We start from the raw sequence: 17,732 nt of genomic DNA on the forward strand, positions 1-17,732 counted from the left end.
ATCAGCGATTTATGAAAATAGTAGAATTGAAAACTTTCCTGGGTATGCGTTTATTCGCAGGAGGCTCGCAAGTTGTATAGGTTATCCCTGAAGCAACATTGTAAACCGCGTACCCTGTCGCGGTCGAGGTGTTTCCGCAGATTTCATTCCCGGTTGATCTATAGGTCGGCACCTGATTCCCTACTTCGATATTGTAAATTTGAGTACTTCCTTTTCTTCCTAAAATGTTACCCCGAATTTTAAATCTGGTGCTATCTGCCGGCTCCGTTATTCTTGTGTCAATCAGAATATTGCTTGCCCAGGTAACATCCCCCAGGTGGGATGCGCTATCAAGATTGTTATTTCTGATTTCAACCAGTCCCGAGCCGCCTAATGAAGCAATATTCCAGGTATAAGTATTGCGAACAGTGTTTGAGTCAACGAGGCATCTTGTATATGTACCCAACGAAATTCCGGTACCCTGAGCAGCATCAAACTGGTATCCTGTCCGAGTAACAGTATTATGATGAATCCGGTTAACGCCTGCCATTGCTCCTGATAATTGAATCCCTGGCCTTCCTGTGCTGTCTACAATGTTGTTGTAAATTTCGATATTTGATAGCCTTGTTGGAGTGTAGTATTTAGTGACCCCACCGCAATCTATTGGCCTGTCAAGGTTATTCGGGTCCGTGCTTCCCATATAAAAACCCTGTGATCCCATGTTTCTGATAAAGCAGTCATGCACCTTGATACTATCGAGCCAATGATAGGGATAGTTAATCGTAGTATCGCATTCGGCTTCATTTTTAATCCAAAACCCGTACTGCTTGCGATTAATAAAGAGGTTCGATACTTCTATATTTTTTGATTTGCCCCCAATGCTGACCGCCACTCCATCCCCTGGAATCAGTAGAGTGTCTTTTATTGTAAACCCGTATTGTGTGCCGATTTCTCCCGTTCCGACAATCTTTAAGTGAGTTGAACTGTAAACTCCAAAACCGTTGATCATTTCAACTGCACCATCGTTTATAATTACAACAGGGCATTCGGAAGTTCCGTGAATACCTGTGAAAGAGAAATACCCCCACTTTTTATTAGTTTCTTTTTTCAAAACGAGTGTGTCGCCTGGGTTATAACTGAAAGTATTACCGTCTAAATACAAACTAGTTATAAACTGGCCGCCTGAAATTGAAGTAATATTATTCGGCGCAAGTTGAATCCGGACACCTCCGCAGCCCTCAACTAGCGGCAATTTTGTAATCTGTACCTCATCAAAACCGTTGTCTCCATCATCATCAGTTGCCGTTAATCTAAAGGTGTAAACACCTCCCGTATTCATCCCGGTTATAGTAGTTGATGCGCTTGTTGGACTTGTGATTGTTGCTGCAGGCCCGCCTGTCTGTGTCCACATAACACTAGCTATCGTTCCGTCGCCATCTGTCGGTGTGGCAAGCAGGTTGGCGGTGGTTCCCAGGATAGTTTGATTCTCCCCTGCGTTTACTGTTGGAGGTACATTCGCCGAACTTCCGTTAACCGTAACCTGCATAACATCAAACTGAGCGAGCGAGTCAGAATCGAATACTGATCGTTGAAACAGGTGAACGCCTTGCGTCAGTCCGGTAATATTTGTGTTGGCAGTTGTCGGGGTGCTGATAACTGATCCTGAGGAAACCAGGTCCTTAAAAATATTCATGGCAACGATGTTGTTGAATATTTCCCTGTGTCCCCTGGCGTTCAAATGTACTTCATCGCCTGCAGCGTACTGAGGTATTATCGTTGAAGTTCCCGGATAAGTTACCATATTCCAGACGTCAATAGCATAAGCACCGAAAGCGGCAACGACTGAATCTCTTATAACCTGTAATTTCGTTTGTGAAGCGGGATTATTAAACTCATCACTTGTCCGTGGTTGGGTTGTAGATATGTAACATTTAATCCCTGCGAGAGCTGCCTTATCCCTAAAATGCCGGAAAGCCGCCATGATTTCGGCAACCGTCAATCCGGTTGGATCTTCGAAGGCATTTGTTGGGAAAGTGACTATCAAGACATTTATTCCTTTCGCTAAAATCGCATCAATATTTCGGGTTGCATCAATCGAAGGCGAATGAGGTCCGGGGCCGGTGAATCCAGTTCCTACTGCTCCAAATGGGTTTGTGCCGCCCAGGGATAGATTGTATATCGTGTCAATAATTCCTAAGCCTTTGTAATACGCTTTTAACCTTCTGGCAAATGATGAATCTATATTTGCAGGCCCCGCACCTTCGCCCGTACTCGATCCAATAATTCCGATTCTCCAAGGTGTCGCCGGGCTGCCTGGAGCCTTTACTTTTGACCATACTCCCGATGTTGTTAAGCCTTCCGGATCGGCGCTCGTTGATGTTACATTTACTGAGTTGACCGGTAATGTTATCGTTTGATCTGATCCGGCTGATACCGTTGGCGGGGCATTCGGAATAGCCGGATTTACCACTACGGTAACATCGTCAGTTGCCGTTAAACTCGTGTTGGTAGTTACGGTTAACCTGAAAACATAAGTCCCTGCAGTTGTCAGTCCAGTTATCGCTGTTGTGGCACTGCTTGCAGAGGTAATAGAATAAGTTCCTGGCCCTGATATTTTCGTCCATGCGTAACTGGTAATACTTCCACCAGTTTGGGGTGTTCCTGATCCCGTTAATGAGGTTGAGGAAGTTGGTAGAGTGATAGACTTGTCACTTCCGGCGTTTGCCGTAGGACTTGCAATTGCAGTCGTGGAGCGATTCATTCGCGCCATCCTGGTCAACATATTTACCCCGCCATACCATGTGTTTGAAGTTGTAAATGGCGGGTTCCATGCTGCACTTGTATGCCCAACCCCTGCCAATTGTAATAATGATACCGGCGCGATTGGATTTGCCGCCATGATGTTGTTGTAATCTCTTATTGCCGAGGTTACGTGTCCGTCATCGGCTCCCATAATTGAAACCCAAGCTACTTTAGCCTGTGCAAAACGGGGCATTAATACGGATACATCGCTACCCGCGTCAGCCGCAGCCATCGGAAAAATACCGCATATCTTTTTTAACCAGGTTGTATCGAGTTTAGCGGCTTTGTTGATACCGTCCCCGCCTGCTGATAGCCCGGTGAGAAATACCTGGTCAGTCTTTACACGATAACGAGAGAGAATATCATCTACAATATACCGACCGTGGTCAAACATATTAAACGACCAAAAGGAAGACGCTGCGTGAGGTGAAACAACAATAAATTTTGTGGTGTCTCCTGTTAAGCTGTCTATTCCGTAAGCATTAAACCCGTTTTTGATCGCTTGCGGCAGTGAGGTATTAGTTACCTGTGTAATATTGTTGCTGTTTCCCTCCCCGGCCCCGTGGAAAAAAAATATAATGGGATATTGCTTTGTCGGGTTGGCTGCATAGTCGTCCGGCAACCATAACAACGCTTGTGCCTGTGTCCCGCCTGCTGATCTGCTTACCGAAATAACAGTTTGCCGACCAATTACGGTTCCCAGGGGTTGAACTTGTGCCGTTGAAAATATTGATACAAGTAAGAAAAGCGCCGTTAATAGTTGTTTCATTCTTGGGTGACTTTGATTGCATTTACATAACCGAATGTGAAGCCTGAACCAGGGCCGACGAAAAAGAATATTTTTCCCGATCCGTTTGGAACTTTACCCGTTACGACGTAGTTGAAATCTCCATTGTAGTTTCCAGATAGAATCGTTTGATCAGTTACCCCCGCATTATCAATGCAGGTGATTTTACTGGTACGTGTATCTGTACCGCCCACCTGCCGGCTGGAAAGGATTTCTATTTTGTAAGTCTTAGATGTATTCAATCCGTTGATTTCAATACACTGCTTATTTGTTGCATAGTTGATGCCGTTGTTAAAAAAGTAGGCGATATACAATCCGGTTGGCAGGACGTGGCCCGATCCCGCGAGCGTTACATTCGCCGATGCCGTTCCAGAGTTACCGTTCCACACCGCCGCATCTGAGGCCGTTATAGTTGAAAACCCTACGGCATAACCGCCCCGACTGTCGCTTGATGTAAGTACCGATGCATCCGGATTGCCTATTACGTTTGTCCATCCTGACACCGTGTTAGTGCTTGCTGATAAATTAAACTGAGCAACCACAACGGGAGCCCCGCCGCCGCCTGCATACTTATGGCCGTTGACTAATAAGCGACCTCGTTGCGCATTAGATTCCGTCAGTGAGGCCAACAATATCCCACTTAGTATCAGCCGAGTTATAAACGAATTGAACATACATTGTTTTTGAAATAGTTGTTGTGGTTGGTAGTGCGAGAACTGTTCCTGCGCGGTATATCGCATTCCAGGATAGAGTCCTAGCAGTACCATTGTCTTTTATCCTGATAAGCAGCGCCTGTCCGTCTGTCGGTGTGCCTGTTGGTGCGCCGAAGGTTGCATTTGCCGCCAGTACCGTAACATTATACTGATCATTTGCATCGGCATCGGGAGTCGGCGTTGTGCTTGAGGTGGTTGTTCCTATCCTGGAAGTTATTCGCTTATTGGTGAGCGTTGCGGTTGCTGAGTTTTTAGTAGCATCAGAAGTATTGCTCACGTTATCCAGGGCAAGGGTTGCCTTCACCTGTGCCGGTGTTCTACTCGCCCAAGCAGAGGAAACAGAAACGATAAAATTATCCGTTGTTGCGGTCAACCCTGCAAGGGTTGTCAGGTCTGCATCGGCAGCCTGTTTTGTTGCGAGCGCTGCCACAAGGTCCGTTTGACTTGAAAGAGATCCGCTTATGCCACCCCAGGCAACACCTCCGCCAATAGCTATTAATGCAGCTATCTGCTTTACAAATTTTGTATTGGCAAGAGCTTCACTGCTATCGCTGGTTGCCGGGGTTGTGCTGGTTGAAGGAGTTATAAATGTTGGGCTGGTTGCGAAAACTGCAGCACCTGAGCCTGTTTCATTGGTAAGAGCGGCAGCTAAGTTTTCGCTGGAAGGCGTTGCCAGGAATGTAGCGACATTTGTTCCAAGGCCGGTTATACCTGTTGATACTGGTAACCCTGTACCGTTTGTTAATACTACTGCTGAGGGTGTGCCAAGTGCAGGAGTTGTAAGTGTTGGAGAGGTCCCGAAAACTAAAGCTCCCGTACCCGTTTCATTAGTGATGGCTGTTGCTAAATTCGCACTTGAAGGAGTTGCGAGGAAAGCACCAACACCGGTTCCCAATCCACTAACTCCCGTTGATATCGGTAACCCTGTCGCATTAGTGAGCGTTACGGATGCCGGCGTACCAAGAACAGGGGCCGTCATGATCGGAGCGGTAAGGGTTTTACTTAGTAAGGTCTGTGCCCCTGTAAGCATCACAACGTTAGAGCTTAGCCTTGCGTCTGCTAAGGTTCCAGCAGTGATATCTCCTGCGTTTGTGGTAGGCGGAGAACCGGTTCCACCTGAAAATGCGGCAATCAGATTCGGGTCTGTTACATCAACTTTTAAGCTATCAGCCTGGAAAATCAATCCTGTTCCTAAAAGTGTTGGAGTTGTTATCGTTGCCCTTATAGAACTGGCGGTGTCAATCAAAGCCGCCTGATTTGCCTTAAGAGCAACAGAGGCGACGGAGGCCTTGCCGTTTAATCCTGTTTCATAAGGATCAAGCATCGCAGCTGTATCGCTTATATTAACCTTGAGAGCAACCGAAGCAGTAGAGGCTTTGCCATTCAGTCCCGTTTCGTAGGGATCAAGCATTGCAGCGGTATCTGATTTCAATAACCTTAATGCCAATTGATCGAACGTGCCATCTGAGGAAGGAACATTAGTAGTATTCCCGTTGGTTGGTGAAGGGTCAATAGTTACCCCCGCACTTGCACTTACAATTGCGAGTCGGAGAGCGGCGGCAGAATCGGCAAGGGTTGTTTGACTAGTTTTTAGTGCGATAGCTGTCCGGTAAGCCGTAAGCATCGAACTGGTGTCTGATAGATTTAATTTTCCAGCTATGTCTGAGGCAATTAAGAATCCCGCGCCGTTTGCCAGTTGGTTGGTATTCGTTGGAACGGTTGGCCTGTTAATAAGATCGTTATAAGATCCCGTTAAACCTACTGCGGCAATACTGGATAGCTTTGTTTTCTCTGTCGCGGTGAATACTTTGTTGGTTGTACCATCAACAATAGAATCGGCCGGGATACTTCCAGGTATCTTCTTTTTCCATTTCTTGCCTGCTGCACCGGCGAAAACTGTGATCTCATTTGCAGTGCATGAACTGCAGACGATATAATCAGTATTATTCGCAACAACGTGAGCCTGGTTGAAAGATCCGAAGACGGTTTTCATCGTAGCAATATCCGGCACAATGATCGACGTCTGTAATGTCTGAGCACTACTGCTTATAATACAGATAGAAAACAAAAAAGAAAATAGGTATCTCATGGATAAAGAATTGCGATTTTATGTAAAGTGGTTCCGTCGTGCATGTAGAGCACTTTAGGGCTGGCATACTCGGTTTCGTCAGCGAGTACGATAATTGATCTCTTTTCTGTTGAATTACCGATTGCGGCAAACGTGGCAACGGTATCAATTGAGGCATTGCCGCCACCGTCACCGGTCCCATGCCTGGGGAAAAGGCCTTTAACCTCTACGTTAATTTTCCCGCCTGCTTGTATTATGTCGCTAAGTCCCATGGTTGAGTTTTATTTATTTTTAGTGATCCCTGGTAAAAAATAAAAACCTCGTCGCTGAGTTTACAAAGGATTTGAAAGTCATAATTTCCTGACGGCAGTTCAATTGAACTATGTTTTTTTATAGTCAGCACATGGCCGGCAACTTCAATAGCTCCGTTATCAACTGTTAGCTCGGTGATATCATCGGGATTTTCTATCGGGGCGACTCTCATTTTCCATTCCCCTTCCAGCTCGATCGGATCTCCGTTTTCATCCGTGTGAGAAAGCTCCATATCTGGCCATGTCGTATTATCGAATACGCCCTCAATATCAAAATGAGCAGATCCATCAAGGTTTAATATGTTATTACTCGCCATCGTCGTTGTTTAAGTCGTCCAATGCATTCGGGTCTGTCTCTCTTTCTTTTTTCTCTTTCAGGATTAATTTCAATTCCTCGGCTGCATCGGCAATCATTGGATTTTTCCGGATGGCCGTTTCGAGGCTCATGATGCCGGCCGTAACCTGGGATACTATGTTGTCAATGTCCTCGGTAAGATTTTTCGGCATGTAGTATTCGAACAGTGGGCGAATTACGAGGTTCCGGGCTGCCTCAAACTTTGGATTTAGTTTGATCATTGAGGCTTTGATGTAATTTATTCTGCGCTGCTGTCCCTCTCCGAAATACTGTTCGTTCCTGGCCGCTTTTAAATGGCAGGCCATGAAAAGGAGCTTAATAGCGAAGCCGGATTCCGCACCGGTTTTTGCCATCTGAGTGAAAGAAATATCTGCGGTGTCGCTCTGATCATAAATCAGCGAACGAAGGTTTTCCTGTTCGAGTTTGATGGATTCAGGCGAGTGATCCCAAGTCATGTATTCGGCAGTTGTACCAGTATCCATTTCAATCATTTTCCCCTGTTCGCCTTTCTTCGAAAATCCTTTAACCTCCCCGCCCGTGATCTTAACCATCGGAGAGCCGTAGTACTCGTTTGTATCTCCGTGCTTGGATATAGATTCCTCGAAGCGGTCACAAAGCGATTGAACGTCCTTATAATCGGGCTGGGGTACTGTGTAGTAAATCACCGGGATCTTGCCGGCTGGATTAACGGCCGTTCTTATCTCCCATGCTTTATTATCCAGCTTAGTGAAATTGTAAATCGTCGCGGCGGTGTAAACGTCAAGGTGCTCAGTCTTGGTTGAATCTTTACCTGTTACAAAATACCGGCCGAAGGCGATCATGTCTCCGTATTCATTGTATGAAGGGTAAAGGGTATCGCCCAGGGAATTGGCGAGCACCTTCATCCGGAGTTTAACCTTTACTTTTTCATTCGGTGTTCCCTTCCAATAATCATCGCCAGCGGCCAAGGGTTCCGAATACCATAATTCGGCAACTTCTGTTTCAGAGAAAAGGATCTCGGCGAGGTTCATGTTTTTATAAAACATTTTATTATCGTCGATACTCTTTTCAATCATTGCCAATAGTTCATCCTGGAGCGAATCACCCCCCGTATTAGCATCGAGTTTAATCGGATTGCCGCATAAGAAAGCAACGGCCTGCCTAACAATTTTTTTCTGTAACGGCAGCGATAGCTTTATAACCTTAACAGCTACTTGCCCCTCATCGGTGTCAATGATTTTATCCGGCCTGCTATTGATAGCGTGCTTTGCGGGATCGTACTGGGCCAAAATCTCTTTTATATCGAGCTTGGGCCTTTCGCTATCAAGGGCCTCCTTTAATCGTTCGGGAGTGCCGACCAAATCGAGCAGCTGTTTCTCTGTCATTTGGTTGCAATGATAGAAACAGCGATTTATGGAAGGTAGCCGACTTGTATAATGTCGGGGAATGTTATAGAAATACTGATTGCCATTTACCGTTCAGTCAGTACGAAGGTGTTTCGATCTTCCGGGATGCACTGATACTTATAAAACTCATATTCAACCCGGTCAACCCTTTCGGGATTGGCCGGATCGAATTCGGGCAATGGCGGCCTTTCCAAAACTTCGTAAACATTTAAGTGAACCAGTATTTCAGCGCCATGCAGAGGGCCGCCAATAAAAAAAGCAAATCGACTATTCATTTCCCCGCAATTTTAAACCTGGTAATCACTTCAACTGGTTCGAGCTTAATGTCACGCTTGATTTCAGACGTGAAAACGATCGTCACCTCTGGGTTCTGGGAAAACAAGGATGCCGCATCGAGAAAATCCTGTTCTGTTCGGTACCTGTTTATCGTGCAGCCATAAATATATTCTGTCTCGGTTATGATCAGGAAGGGGCCATGCGGGTTGTTATGGGGTGCCATAGGAAATTAAATTGAGAGAAGTGACTTAGAAGTGACTTCTTTTCTTATGATGATTGGTTTTTAGTTTAACTCAGGTGGTACTCCTTCATGCTCGTTGAAAAATCCGCAGCGGACAAGTACAAATGATTTTTCTGTCTCGTCGCTGTCTTCATGCAGGCCCAATTCGGTTACGCCTGATTCCTCCAAACAAGGGTGCAGGAATACTCCATCAAACTCGCCCGAATGCGAGATCAATACGGACATTTCAGGATCTATGCCCTGAAGCATTTTCAAAAGGTCTTTTACTTTCATGATGGTTGTTTTGCTTTTAGCGCGCAGTCTACTATAATTGATCCAGTTGCAACGACAATCGGATCATCTTTATATTCTGACTTGCTTGCGTAAACGAATTCGTTTATCTCTTTCATTATGGGCTGCGAAAACTCGGATGACAAAGCAGCCATCATTGTCACGCCTGCACCCATCCCGCCGTAAAAGAACATGCGGAATTGGTCACTGTGTGTATGTTCCGGCCACTTATTCCCAAACATCGCGTCCATCATTTGGATGAACATTTGTTCCACCTTATTTTCTGATTGATTACTCATGCTAATGTTTTGACTTGAAATTTATCCATGATGAAGTTTTGATCTGTCTTGTGCTGAATGCAAAGTTGGGTAACAGTTCTGCATCGGTTAAGCATTCGCATGTTTAGGATTCTTGCCTCTACGGTTCTGCGGTTCATTCCCATCATCTTGGCAGTTTCATTAACGGTATAGCCGTTGCAGAGGGCATCCAGGATCTGTTCGTTTTTGCTTTTCATGGGGTTGATTCTATTGCCTGCCATATCCGTTACCTCTCCTGTTTCGAGATTTAATCGCCGGTATTCAGTATGAACAGGGACGCAAAGTATTGTTTGGTTTTTCATTCTACGTCGGGTTGAGGCTCGAAAGGACTGTGAGCAGTGAGGTAATGGGGTGGCAGACCGTCAGCGCATAAGCTGAGATAAACGGAACCGCCGGCATTGAGTTTTTCAAGTTCTGCAGGTGTCGGCTTCCATGCAGTTATAATATGCGGAGTTTTATCACCGCTAGGAAGGGTTTGCTCACCTTCCCAGGCTGCGATTGAAAAACAATCTTTGTCTTTCCAATCACCGGGCTTTGTAAATACTTTGGTTGCTTCGGGAAAATTAAATGGGTTCATGTGTGTGAGCGTTTTTTGGTTAATAATTTTTAAATTCATTCAAATCCTGATCAGTGTATCCCACTTTTATTTCTGATTCGTGTACCTCTTTCGAGGTCAATAGCGCCCCGGGCTCTACGCATGGAATTTCCTGTAATCGGTTATCCTTATCCATCCAAGCGAGATTTATTCCGTACTGATCAGAAATTTTTATCACGGTCATAGGGGTATCTATGTTGCTTCGCAGGTATGCGAGATCTCCGAGTTTGAATTTTTCCATGTGGTTGTATTTATGCGGTCTTGATGTAATCAGTAATCACGATTATAGAATCGGCAAGTACGTTTCTGCCAATGATAAGCACTCCCTCCCCTTTGGTTCGGAAGGAATAAGCGCATGGCTCATTGTAGGGCTCAATCTTAGGTTCTACAAATTCAAAATCTGCGGCAATCTCAAATTCTAAATTTTCCTTCGGCGTTGTAATCATTAATTTTCGCATTGGATTTTTTTTTAGTGAAAGTATTTTGCGTTGCTCTTACCAGTTGGTTTCGACCTGCCCAGGACTTCCATTAACACTACGTATCGAACTGCATCAATACCATGATTCCAGGCGTCAATTGGCTTATTCAGCCACTTACCGTTCTTATCCTGCTCGTATGTATAATTCTTAAACTCCTTAATCAGATTAAAAGATTGGGGAGTGATATACATCTTCATGGTCTTCATTTTGTCGATGCCAGCCATGATTGATCCTGCTCCCTTTTCCACCGGATGGATGTTTATACCTGCTAAATGGATTTCATCAATCATTCTCGGATCCGCGCTTTCGCTCCATACCTTGGTATCTGACTTTTTTAACTCGGAAACAATGTCACTGGTTAGCATCCTGGTCCGGTAACAAACCTCGTCGAGAAACAAATCGTTATCCCTGATTGACACGTTTATTATCGCGGTCACATCATTCGTGTAGCCCAAATCCATGCCCCGGAAATGCCTTTTGGTTGTAGGCCAGATATCCGTAATCTCTGGAATATCGAAAACTAGCCCTTCGATTTTTGCCCGTTTACCCAAACCATATATTTCCCATTTTCTTTTATCAGCTGTGCCGATGGAATAGTTATATTCGGTAGGCTCGTAAGAAAGGATCTGCTCTTTTGCATTTTTTGGTATCAATCGGTTATCCAACATCGTTGAATGACTGTACCAAGCCTTGGGCCTTTTACAAACGCTATCATAAATCCAGTGCTCTTCCTCCGAGGGGTTGTAATCAAGTATCCCAAATCCCTCACACCTTTGCATTAGCTGATCAAAATCATCCTTGCTCGCTTCTATCGCCTCATTTATCCAGAACGCATCCGACCGCATACCGTGAATCTTCTGAGTATCATCAAGTCCTATAAACCAGAATTCAACACCATACAGCGTGTATATCCTATCGCTTTTATTGTGATTCTTTTCATCGTACAGGTTATAAAACTTCAGCGTGTCGGTGAAATCCTTCATTACTGTTGCTTTTAACCAGGTAGACTTCAAACGGGCAACTATTACCCTTCCGGATCTCTTTTTCTGAGCCCAGGCTATCCAGAACTGAATAATCGAATGCGTTTTACTGCTTCTGCTCCCGCCCTCCAATACAAACACATTGTATATAGCCAGCGTGAAAGCCGCCCATAATGAATCAAATACCTTCGTTGTCAGTCCGACCATTATTCAGGTATTTTTGAAGTTGTTCGTCGGTCAGATTTTCGGCAGATAAAAACACAATCGGTTGACTCGCCGGCAATGCTTTACCATCGCTCGTGATATCAGTCTTATCTCCGTACTTTTTCGGGCGGAGCTTAGCGGCTACCCATTTCCGGGAATCAATGCGCAGCCTTGCCTTTGCTACTTGTCCCTTTGTTGGGTCTGGCGGCAGGTTCTCGGCAATGGAAATCGTCTCGTCCGCAAGTAGATCCGCCTGGTCCTCGCGCGCGCACGCGTAGCGTTTCGCAAAATCTTCTCTTTCACGTAACCACTTCATAACCGTTGTGATTCCGGGAAAGTCTTTATTACGTTTACATATAATATTTAAACCTGTTGCTTGTGAAGCAATTGCGGTTAATATTCTTTCTGCAAGTTCCTCGGTATAGATATCCGGCCTACCCCTTTTTTTTGTGGTGGGTTGCTTGGTTCGCTTCTTAACTGGCCGTTTAGCAGGCTTTTTACTGGATTGTTTATTGGGAGTTTTCATAGGGTTATGCTGCGGAGTTGTTTTGATTTTGGAGGTGAGATTCTACTTGTGTTCGGAAATCATCATATACCCGTAATGCAATAGCAACCTCCCGGGCCAGTACTGATACATTGCTCGGGGGCATACCTAAGACATTGGCCATCTGAGTTACAAGGCCCCGTTTAGGTGCGAATTTCTTCGCGTTCAGATAATGTTCGGAGTGATATGATTTCAGGATAACGCCAATGAATAAGCGGCGATCCATTCCGGGAGAATAAAATTGTGGTACTTTTTCGATTTTCCATTCGCTTCGGGCGTGAAGCAGTTCATCATTGATTATTTCTTGGGCGAGTGCGAGATCCCGGATTACCAGGGCCCGACCAATAATAGCAAAATCATCCCTGCATAGGGATAGTCGATCAGAGGATTGATTTCGGGATCTTAGGTATTTCACTGCTTACGGTTTTAAGGAAACCGCAAGGACTTTACAGATCTCGAATGTATGAAAAGTTTTCGCTAACAAAAATTGACATACATTTTCTTGAGGACAATCAACTGTGGACAAAAGAACAGAGATCTTGCGATTGGGGTTACTATCTTGCTTGCGGATGATAATAGAAGGCGAGTTCTTAACACCATCACAGTTCTAAAGGTTAATAATTACAACAGAAAATCTACACAACAGACTATGCAGCAAAGATCCCATTGTCCATTTCATCGTTTCATTTCCTTGAATGAACTTTGCTATGAGAAGCGAAGAACCAGTTAATGCTATATTATCTGAAATATCTCAGCTATAGACGGTGTGTTTTGATTGTGGTATTGAAAAGTGATTTATCTTTGGATTACGAAAATCAAATCTGTAGAATGGATTGGCCCCCAGGGACGGGAAAGCAGCCATTCTCACCTTTGAACCAGTAACACGGTTCATATCTATATCGTTCAGTGCAAGGCACATCGATCCCGCTGATGAAGTCAAAAATCTTAAAAACAAATCCTCCAGGATACTGGGGAGATACTGCCTGGTAACATATAGCCGGAAAGTAACTCCCGAGCTTGGATCTATATATACATTCATCATTATCAAAACACAAAAACTATGAACCAGAAGCAAAATTTTAAACAAATTCTTTATGAGAAAAAATCGACGCCTGAGGAAGGCAAAAAGAGAGGCCAGGGAAGTCGCCGAGAAGACTCCACCAATGCAAAACTCCCGTAGTAGCGGCGAAACTAAAGACGGGAGCGATGCAGTCGGAAAAGTAAGATGGACTGACTACGTTCAGATAGGCCTTAGCCTATTGAGAACAATCTGGTTCTTCCTAATTAACGTGCCCGACAAGTAAATCAAGCAGGCCGGTGGAAAATTGATACAAAAGTTCAATCCGAATCCGGCCTGCAATTTACACTTTAATGTGGTTATAGCCAAACTACCCTGTCACTAATGACTGGTAGGCCGTAAATCAACAGTTGGAGTATGACCCATCTGCTGGTATCGGTGGTTTGCGGGATGGCTACACCTGCGTGGCTTTACCGGTTTTTCTGGATCCGATATAAAACTGAGTGACTGGTTTGGAGGTTCCACATGAAAGGAGCGCCGAAGATCCGATCAAGAGTAGAAAATATTTCATTTGTGGTATTTTATTTGAGTTTTTCCTTTTGGGTTTCTTCTTTTTTCACTTGTGGCAACGGCCTTTTTGTATTCTTTTACGTAGTAATTAAACTCTGGACTTTTGAACCAACCCTGTAGAACGGAGAGATTAATATGAGATAGAATGCCTTTGGCCTGATCATTTTCGTGCTTTTCTTCCAGACAATAGATCAGCAGATTTTTGATCGCGGTCATGGTATCGCCCGTGATTATAATATCCTTTATCCTTTTTCCGGTTGAATCATGCCGCCACTGTATCCCTTCGGAATAAATGAAACCATTGGACACTTCCCCGATGGAAACGGTGAAACTGGTTATCTGAGCGCAAACAGTCGCAGGTACTAGCAGGATTGTAATCAGTAGATATTTCATTGAATGAAGTTATGGTGTGAGAATTGATAATTTAGAGGACAAACCCGAAAACCAGACAAAGGCGGCTGAATTTTAGAAGTCATGCTAAATTCAATCTGATATGTATGAAATAAAATTTACGATTCATGTGACGATTCGGGAAATTCCCTGGAAGGATTAAATCGGATAGTTCATCCAGTAATCGATCGTTTGTTCATGCGATCGATTGAGATATACTGCCGGTGGCCTGACAATTTTTTTCGGTTGTTCTTCCAGATAGGCAGTTTCCTGTACTGAACGACTCGGCGGCATGGCTTCACCAGGCAGATATATACCCTCCTTTAGTTTGGTTTTTATCTTATGTACATCCCAAAAGGGAATTTCCATGATAGCGCCCATTTCCTTAAGGGTCATAGTTTCCATGTTACTGCGAACGAATTCGATTTGAGCAACAGTGTGTCCAGAGATTCTCCGTGTCATGATGTTTTGATATAATTTGTTTTTTCAGATGATTGTAATCCGTGTTCTTGCTTGTATAATTCCCAGCTCCTTTTTTGGCACTTTAAACAAGTGCATCCACCTGTACTTCTTACTATTTCTTCCAGCAACCCCATCAGCGTTTCAGCGTGTTGTTGGGATTTAGTTAGATGGTGTTTGAGAGTCGATATTTCATTACGGCCTTGGTCCCATGATTCCTGATTCTGTTCTATCTCCCTCTCCAACTCTGCTATGCGGGATTCCCTGTCAATGATAGTGTTTTCATGTCCTACGATAACCGAGTAAAGCTGTTCCTTATCCTTCGCTAACTTCAGAACGTGTTGATTAAGTTCGGCTATGCGGTTCATAGCAATCTCATAATCTGTTGAACGATTCTTCCACTGATTCTCCAACTCCTGCACCCGCGCTTGTAGTGCAGCGGTTTGTTGGGAGGCGTATTCGGTCATGGCTTTTGCAGCGTTTGAAAGGTTGTCGCTATGCGAATTGTTTTGCCAATTGGTGTTATGGTTTGCGAAGATTTCCTCCGGCGTTAATTGTTTATCCATTTGTTTATTTTTTTACATGCCGACTTTGCCAGCCTTGAATTCAGCCACAAAATTGTCATAGTTATCAATTCTTTTGGATTTTATCAGGATCAGTTCTTGTGACACTTCCAAAGCTGTTTCCAGTTCTTCAATCTTCTTTTTCAGAAGTTCTTTCTGTGAATCGGTGAACTGTTGCTTCACTTTGGCTGCCTGAATTTCATCCTTCATCTTCTGGATGGTTTCCAGGTCGGCTTTGTGCTGTTCCTGAAGTTCAGTGTTCAGTTTTGATAAAACCTCCATCTTTGCATTATTTTCTTTGATCCAGTCTTCGTACCATTTAATGGTTGGTTGCCTGTCTTCATAGGACCATTTTTCAATTTTTGCTTCCAGTCCCCGGATCTTTGGAACACCGGCATTTTTTAGTAAGGTTTTTAGTGTCATTATTGGAAATTTTCTGGTTTAGAAATTTGTTTGAAGCTGACCACCCACACCCAGGGATTGAGATTCCAGCTTTCTTTTCCATTGATCATCTGCCAAATAAACTGAAAGCCGTCTTTGTGGTCACTCATGTTGTTATATTCCAGATGGAATTCACCTTTTTCCGTGTTCGGTCCATCACGTAAAATTCCACGTTCAGCACCTTCAGCTTTGGCATCTTCTTCACTGATGTCCTGAAGCCGTTCCACCCTCACTTCAGTAACTTCCAGAAAGATCCGGCAGGCGGATTTCGGCATGAACAGAGAGGGACGCTTATACCAGCCGAACCCATACCGGCCTTTAATAATTCTGGCAGGCGGATTGTTTTCATAAGCATAATTGAATAAACTATCGCCAGTCAAATCTTTGAACGACCATTTTTCTTTTCCCGTTTCCGTATCTGTGACGCAACTCCAATGGCCGTAAGCATAATGAGTTTCCCGAACCCAAAGAACATCGCCGGGCTGTCCGTAGGGACATTTAAGAAACGAAGTATTCGGCGTGTCATCGGTTGGCCAAAACTTATCTGTTCCAGTAATTTGCCATCCTTTCACCTTTTTACCTGTTACGGCACCCTGAAAGATTCTTAATTCGGGTTGTGGCTTCATTATTCGCCTAGTTACAGACTTCCGGCCTGCCTGGATAGCTTGCACCATCGGGGTGCTGAATAATATCGGAATGAACTTCATAATTTGATGTTTGGGAATTGACGAAATTGAAGGTGAGAGGGAAATTCATTAATGTCACCGCCATGCCTATCCGACATATTTAGCTGTTTTGCCAGATGGGCACCCATTTGCTTTACAAACACAGGTATATAGTTTCTTTCGCAGTCAGCAACTATTCTTTCAATCCACGACAACTCGCATGGCCTATAGCGGTATTTTCCATTCTCATTGCCGCTTTCTCCGCCAACTATTACCCAGTCGAAGGCAGGGAGGACATGAAATTCAATTCCTATCATACTCAGCTTGGCATCACTTAAATGAATAGGTCCGTGCAATGGTTCTAGCGAAAGAAATTTCACTCCTGAATGGTCCACCTGGCTCATGTCGATCATTCGTTGAATCCCTTTTTGTGATCCAACAGAAGTACCCAACCAAACATTTTTCCAACCTTCGCCCCAATCATCCGGAAGATGAGCGTTTATCCTTTCAGGCCGCTTGGTCAGAATCTGAAATGTATGCTGCGGACATTTCCTGATAATATCCCACATTTCGTTTCGATAACTATCAATGGCAGGATGGAAAACATCTGTGAGCGAGCTGGTAAATATTTTCGATGGCTCATGGATTCTTAAGGGAAGATTGAAAACAGTTTTCGTTCTGACAATCTCCAAAGGATTATACCTGGTACTATCAAAACTGTCCCGGTACATATAACAAAATTTACAATCTTCATCAACTTTTGTGCAACCTCTGGCAATATTCCAGGTCGCATCCGTCCATTGAATTGCTGATTTTTGTGCCATAGTTTTTATTTTTTATTCTCCAGGTCACTGGAAATTTTTTCTAATTTATCGGGCTCGACCTTTCTTTTCGGGACGAGGTGATTTTGACTCATGATTGTAACCAGGTCCCTGACGATTGTATTGAGCATTAGGGCGGGGTTGGCTGCTCCTTCATCTATCAGGTAGGCAACAATGGCCTGCGGGTCCTCGCCGGCCTCAATTGCCTCCTGGATTGCGTAAAAAAATAAGCTCATGGATATTGGATTTGTATTCAGTTGTTAATTTTTAACCGCTCATAATCTGAGCTAGGAATTTGCATAAACATATCAACGGCAATCTGGTGAGCTGGTTTATCAGGGTTAAATCCGTTCATGATATCGGTTTTCAGTAAAGCATTTACCCGTTTAGTTGCTTCCTCTCTGTCAATTTTAAGAGTTGACATTGTAGTTTCGATTAAATAGTTCGTTACCTCGGTTGCTTCCTTTTCGGTTTTAATTGGCCTTCGTTTGTAGTTCAT

Annotated in this window: 27 protein-coding genes; 2 read left to right on the forward strand and 25 right to left on the reverse strand. The window is 44.2% G+C overall.

Annotated elements, in window-relative coordinates:
- Nucleotide 1: 1 nt before the first annotated feature.
- The 17 genes from ACX0G7_RS09675 to ACX0G7_RS09755 form a co-directional block, all read right to left on the reverse strand.
- The gene (locus ACX0G7_RS09675; RefSeq protein ID WP_458923256.1) at nucleotides 2–3,550 is read right to left on the reverse strand and encodes a PKD domain-containing protein; all 3,549 of its coding nucleotides are present in this window, start codon (nucleotides 3,548–3,550) and stop codon (nucleotides 2–4) included.
- Nucleotides 3,547–4,197 carry a hypothetical protein gene (locus ACX0G7_RS09680; protein ID WP_458923257.1) on the reverse strand — a complete coding sequence of 217 codons (651 nt, stop codon included), beginning with the start codon at nucleotides 4,195–4,197 and terminating at the stop codon, nucleotides 3,547–3,549. The genes ACX0G7_RS09675 and ACX0G7_RS09680 overlap by 4 nt, the downstream gene beginning before the upstream one ends.
- Entirely contained in the window at nucleotides 4,175–6,370 is a 2,196-nt protein-coding gene (locus ACX0G7_RS09685) for a beta strand repeat-containing protein (protein WP_458923258.1), read from the reverse strand. The genes ACX0G7_RS09680 and ACX0G7_RS09685 overlap by 23 nt, the downstream gene beginning before the upstream one ends.
- Nucleotides 6,367–6,621 (reverse strand): hypothetical protein, encoded by a 255-nt coding sequence (locus ACX0G7_RS09690; protein WP_458923259.1) that lies wholly within the window; start codon nucleotides 6,619–6,621, stop codon nucleotides 6,367–6,369. Before ACX0G7_RS09690 ends, ACX0G7_RS09685 begins: the two co-directional genes overlap by 4 nt.
- The gene (locus tag ACX0G7_RS09695; RefSeq protein ID WP_458923260.1) at nucleotides 6,603–6,977 is read right to left on the reverse strand and encodes a hypothetical protein; all 375 of its coding nucleotides are present in this window, start codon (nucleotides 6,975–6,977) and stop codon (nucleotides 6,603–6,605) included. The genes ACX0G7_RS09690 and ACX0G7_RS09695 overlap by 19 nt, the downstream gene beginning before the upstream one ends.
- The gene (locus tag ACX0G7_RS09700; protein ID WP_458923261.1) at nucleotides 6,967–8,379 is read right to left on the reverse strand and encodes a phage portal protein; all 1,413 of its coding nucleotides are present in this window, start codon (nucleotides 8,377–8,379) and stop codon (nucleotides 6,967–6,969) included. The genes ACX0G7_RS09695 and ACX0G7_RS09700 overlap by 11 nt, the downstream gene beginning before the upstream one ends.
- An 86-nt stretch (nucleotides 8,380–8,465) precedes the next feature.
- The gene (locus tag ACX0G7_RS09705) at nucleotides 8,466–8,675 is read right to left on the reverse strand and encodes a hypothetical protein (RefSeq protein ID WP_458923262.1); all 210 of its coding nucleotides are present in this window, start codon (nucleotides 8,673–8,675) and stop codon (nucleotides 8,466–8,468) included.
- Nucleotides 8,672–8,899, reverse strand: coding sequence for a hypothetical protein (locus tag ACX0G7_RS09710; protein ID WP_458923263.1), 228 nt, complete (start codon nucleotides 8,897–8,899; stop codon nucleotides 8,672–8,674). The genes ACX0G7_RS09705 and ACX0G7_RS09710 overlap by 4 nt, the downstream gene beginning before the upstream one ends.
- 60 nt (nucleotides 8,900–8,959) lie before the next feature.
- Nucleotides 8,960–9,190 carry a hypothetical protein gene (locus ACX0G7_RS09715; RefSeq protein ID WP_458923264.1) on the reverse strand — a complete coding sequence of 77 codons (231 nt, stop codon included), beginning with the start codon at nucleotides 9,188–9,190 and terminating at the stop codon, nucleotides 8,960–8,962.
- Nucleotides 9,187–9,486 (reverse strand): hypothetical protein, encoded by a 300-nt coding sequence (locus tag ACX0G7_RS09720; RefSeq protein ID WP_458923265.1) that lies wholly within the window; start codon nucleotides 9,484–9,486, stop codon nucleotides 9,187–9,189. The genes ACX0G7_RS09715 and ACX0G7_RS09720 overlap by 4 nt, the downstream gene beginning before the upstream one ends.
- Nucleotides 9,483–9,806, reverse strand: a complete 324-nt coding sequence (locus ACX0G7_RS09725) for a helix-turn-helix transcriptional regulator (RefSeq protein ID WP_458923266.1) — start codon at nucleotides 9,804–9,806, stop codon at nucleotides 9,483–9,485. The genes ACX0G7_RS09720 and ACX0G7_RS09725 overlap by 4 nt, the downstream gene beginning before the upstream one ends.
- Nucleotides 9,803–10,081, reverse strand: a complete 279-nt coding sequence (locus ACX0G7_RS09730; protein ID WP_458923267.1) for a hypothetical protein — start codon at nucleotides 10,079–10,081, stop codon at nucleotides 9,803–9,805. The genes ACX0G7_RS09725 and ACX0G7_RS09730 overlap by 4 nt, the downstream gene beginning before the upstream one ends.
- Before the next feature lie 19 nt (nucleotides 10,082–10,100).
- Nucleotides 10,101–10,340, reverse strand: coding sequence for a hypothetical protein (locus ACX0G7_RS09735; RefSeq protein ID WP_458923268.1), 240 nt, complete (start codon nucleotides 10,338–10,340; stop codon nucleotides 10,101–10,103).
- 10 nt (nucleotides 10,341–10,350) lie between these two features.
- Complete coding sequence (locus tag ACX0G7_RS09740) at nucleotides 10,351–10,557, reverse strand: hypothetical protein (RefSeq protein ID WP_458923269.1); 207 nt, start codon at nucleotides 10,555–10,557, stop codon at nucleotides 10,351–10,353.
- An 11-nt stretch (nucleotides 10,558–10,568) separates the two neighbouring features.
- A complete protein-coding gene (locus tag ACX0G7_RS09745; protein ID WP_458923270.1) occupies nucleotides 10,569–11,765 on the reverse strand; it encodes a PBSX family phage terminase large subunit in 1,197 nt (398 codons plus the stop codon).
- Complete coding sequence (locus ACX0G7_RS09750; RefSeq protein WP_458923271.1) at nucleotides 11,737–12,288, reverse strand: terminase small subunit-like protein; 552 nt, start codon at nucleotides 12,286–12,288, stop codon at nucleotides 11,737–11,739. Before ACX0G7_RS09750 ends, ACX0G7_RS09745 begins: the two co-directional genes overlap by 29 nt.
- 4 nt (nucleotides 12,289–12,292) lie before the next feature.
- Entirely contained in the window at nucleotides 12,293–12,721 is a 429-nt protein-coding gene (locus ACX0G7_RS09755) for a hypothetical protein (protein WP_458923272.1), read from the reverse strand.
- A 418-nt stretch (nucleotides 12,722–13,139) separates the two neighbouring features.
- On the opposite strand from ACX0G7_RS09755, the gene ACX0G7_RS09760 reads away from it, so the two are divergent.
- Nucleotides 13,140–13,370: a hypothetical protein gene (locus ACX0G7_RS09760; RefSeq protein WP_458923273.1), complete on the forward strand. Its 231-nt coding sequence runs from the start codon at nucleotides 13,140–13,142 to the stop codon at nucleotides 13,368–13,370.
- A 30-nt stretch (nucleotides 13,371–13,400) separates the two neighbouring features.
- Complete coding sequence (locus tag ACX0G7_RS09765) at nucleotides 13,401–13,610, forward strand: hypothetical protein (RefSeq protein ID WP_458923274.1); 210 nt, start codon at nucleotides 13,401–13,403, stop codon at nucleotides 13,608–13,610.
- Between the two features lie 281 nt (nucleotides 13,611–13,891).
- On the opposite strand, the gene ACX0G7_RS09770 is transcribed toward ACX0G7_RS09765, so the two are convergent.
- The 8 genes from ACX0G7_RS09770 to ACX0G7_RS09805 all read right to left on the reverse strand — a co-directional run bounded on the left by ACX0G7_RS09770 (nucleotide 13,892) and on the right by ACX0G7_RS09805 (nucleotide 17,732).
- Nucleotides 13,892–14,287, reverse strand: a complete 396-nt coding sequence (locus ACX0G7_RS09770; protein WP_458923275.1) for a hypothetical protein — start codon at nucleotides 14,285–14,287, stop codon at nucleotides 13,892–13,894.
- 156 nt (nucleotides 14,288–14,443) lie between these two features.
- Nucleotides 14,444–14,680, reverse strand: coding sequence for a hypothetical protein (locus tag ACX0G7_RS09775; protein ID WP_458923276.1), 237 nt, complete (start codon nucleotides 14,678–14,680; stop codon nucleotides 14,444–14,446).
- Nucleotides 14,681–14,742: 62 nt separating this feature from the next.
- On the reverse strand, nucleotides 14,743–15,309 hold the full coding sequence (locus ACX0G7_RS09780; protein WP_458923277.1) for a hypothetical protein: 567 nt from the start codon (nucleotides 15,307–15,309) through the stop codon (nucleotides 14,743–14,745).
- Between the two features lie 12 nt (nucleotides 15,310–15,321).
- Entirely contained in the window at nucleotides 15,322–15,729 is a 408-nt protein-coding gene (locus ACX0G7_RS09785) for a hypothetical protein (protein WP_458923278.1), read from the reverse strand.
- Nucleotides 15,729–16,454 carry a hypothetical protein gene (locus ACX0G7_RS09790; protein WP_458923279.1) on the reverse strand — a complete coding sequence of 242 codons (726 nt, stop codon included), beginning with the start codon at nucleotides 16,452–16,454 and terminating at the stop codon, nucleotides 15,729–15,731. Before ACX0G7_RS09790 ends, ACX0G7_RS09785 begins: the two co-directional genes overlap by 1 nt.
- A complete protein-coding gene (locus ACX0G7_RS09795; RefSeq protein ID WP_458923280.1) occupies nucleotides 16,451–17,236 on the reverse strand; it encodes a DUF5131 family protein in 786 nt (261 codons plus the stop codon). Before ACX0G7_RS09795 ends, ACX0G7_RS09790 begins: the two co-directional genes overlap by 4 nt.
- A gap of 5 nt (nucleotides 17,237–17,241) precedes the next feature.
- Nucleotides 17,242–17,469, reverse strand: a complete 228-nt coding sequence (locus ACX0G7_RS09800) for a hypothetical protein (protein WP_458923281.1) — start codon at nucleotides 17,467–17,469, stop codon at nucleotides 17,242–17,244.
- Nucleotides 17,470–17,486: 17 nt separating this feature from the next.
- Nucleotides 17,487–17,732 carry a hypothetical protein gene (locus tag ACX0G7_RS09805; protein WP_458923282.1) on the reverse strand — a complete coding sequence of 82 codons (246 nt, stop codon included), beginning with the start codon at nucleotides 17,730–17,732 and terminating at the stop codon, nucleotides 17,487–17,489.

The sequence above is a fragment of the Flavitalea antarctica genome (assembly GCF_054461535.1).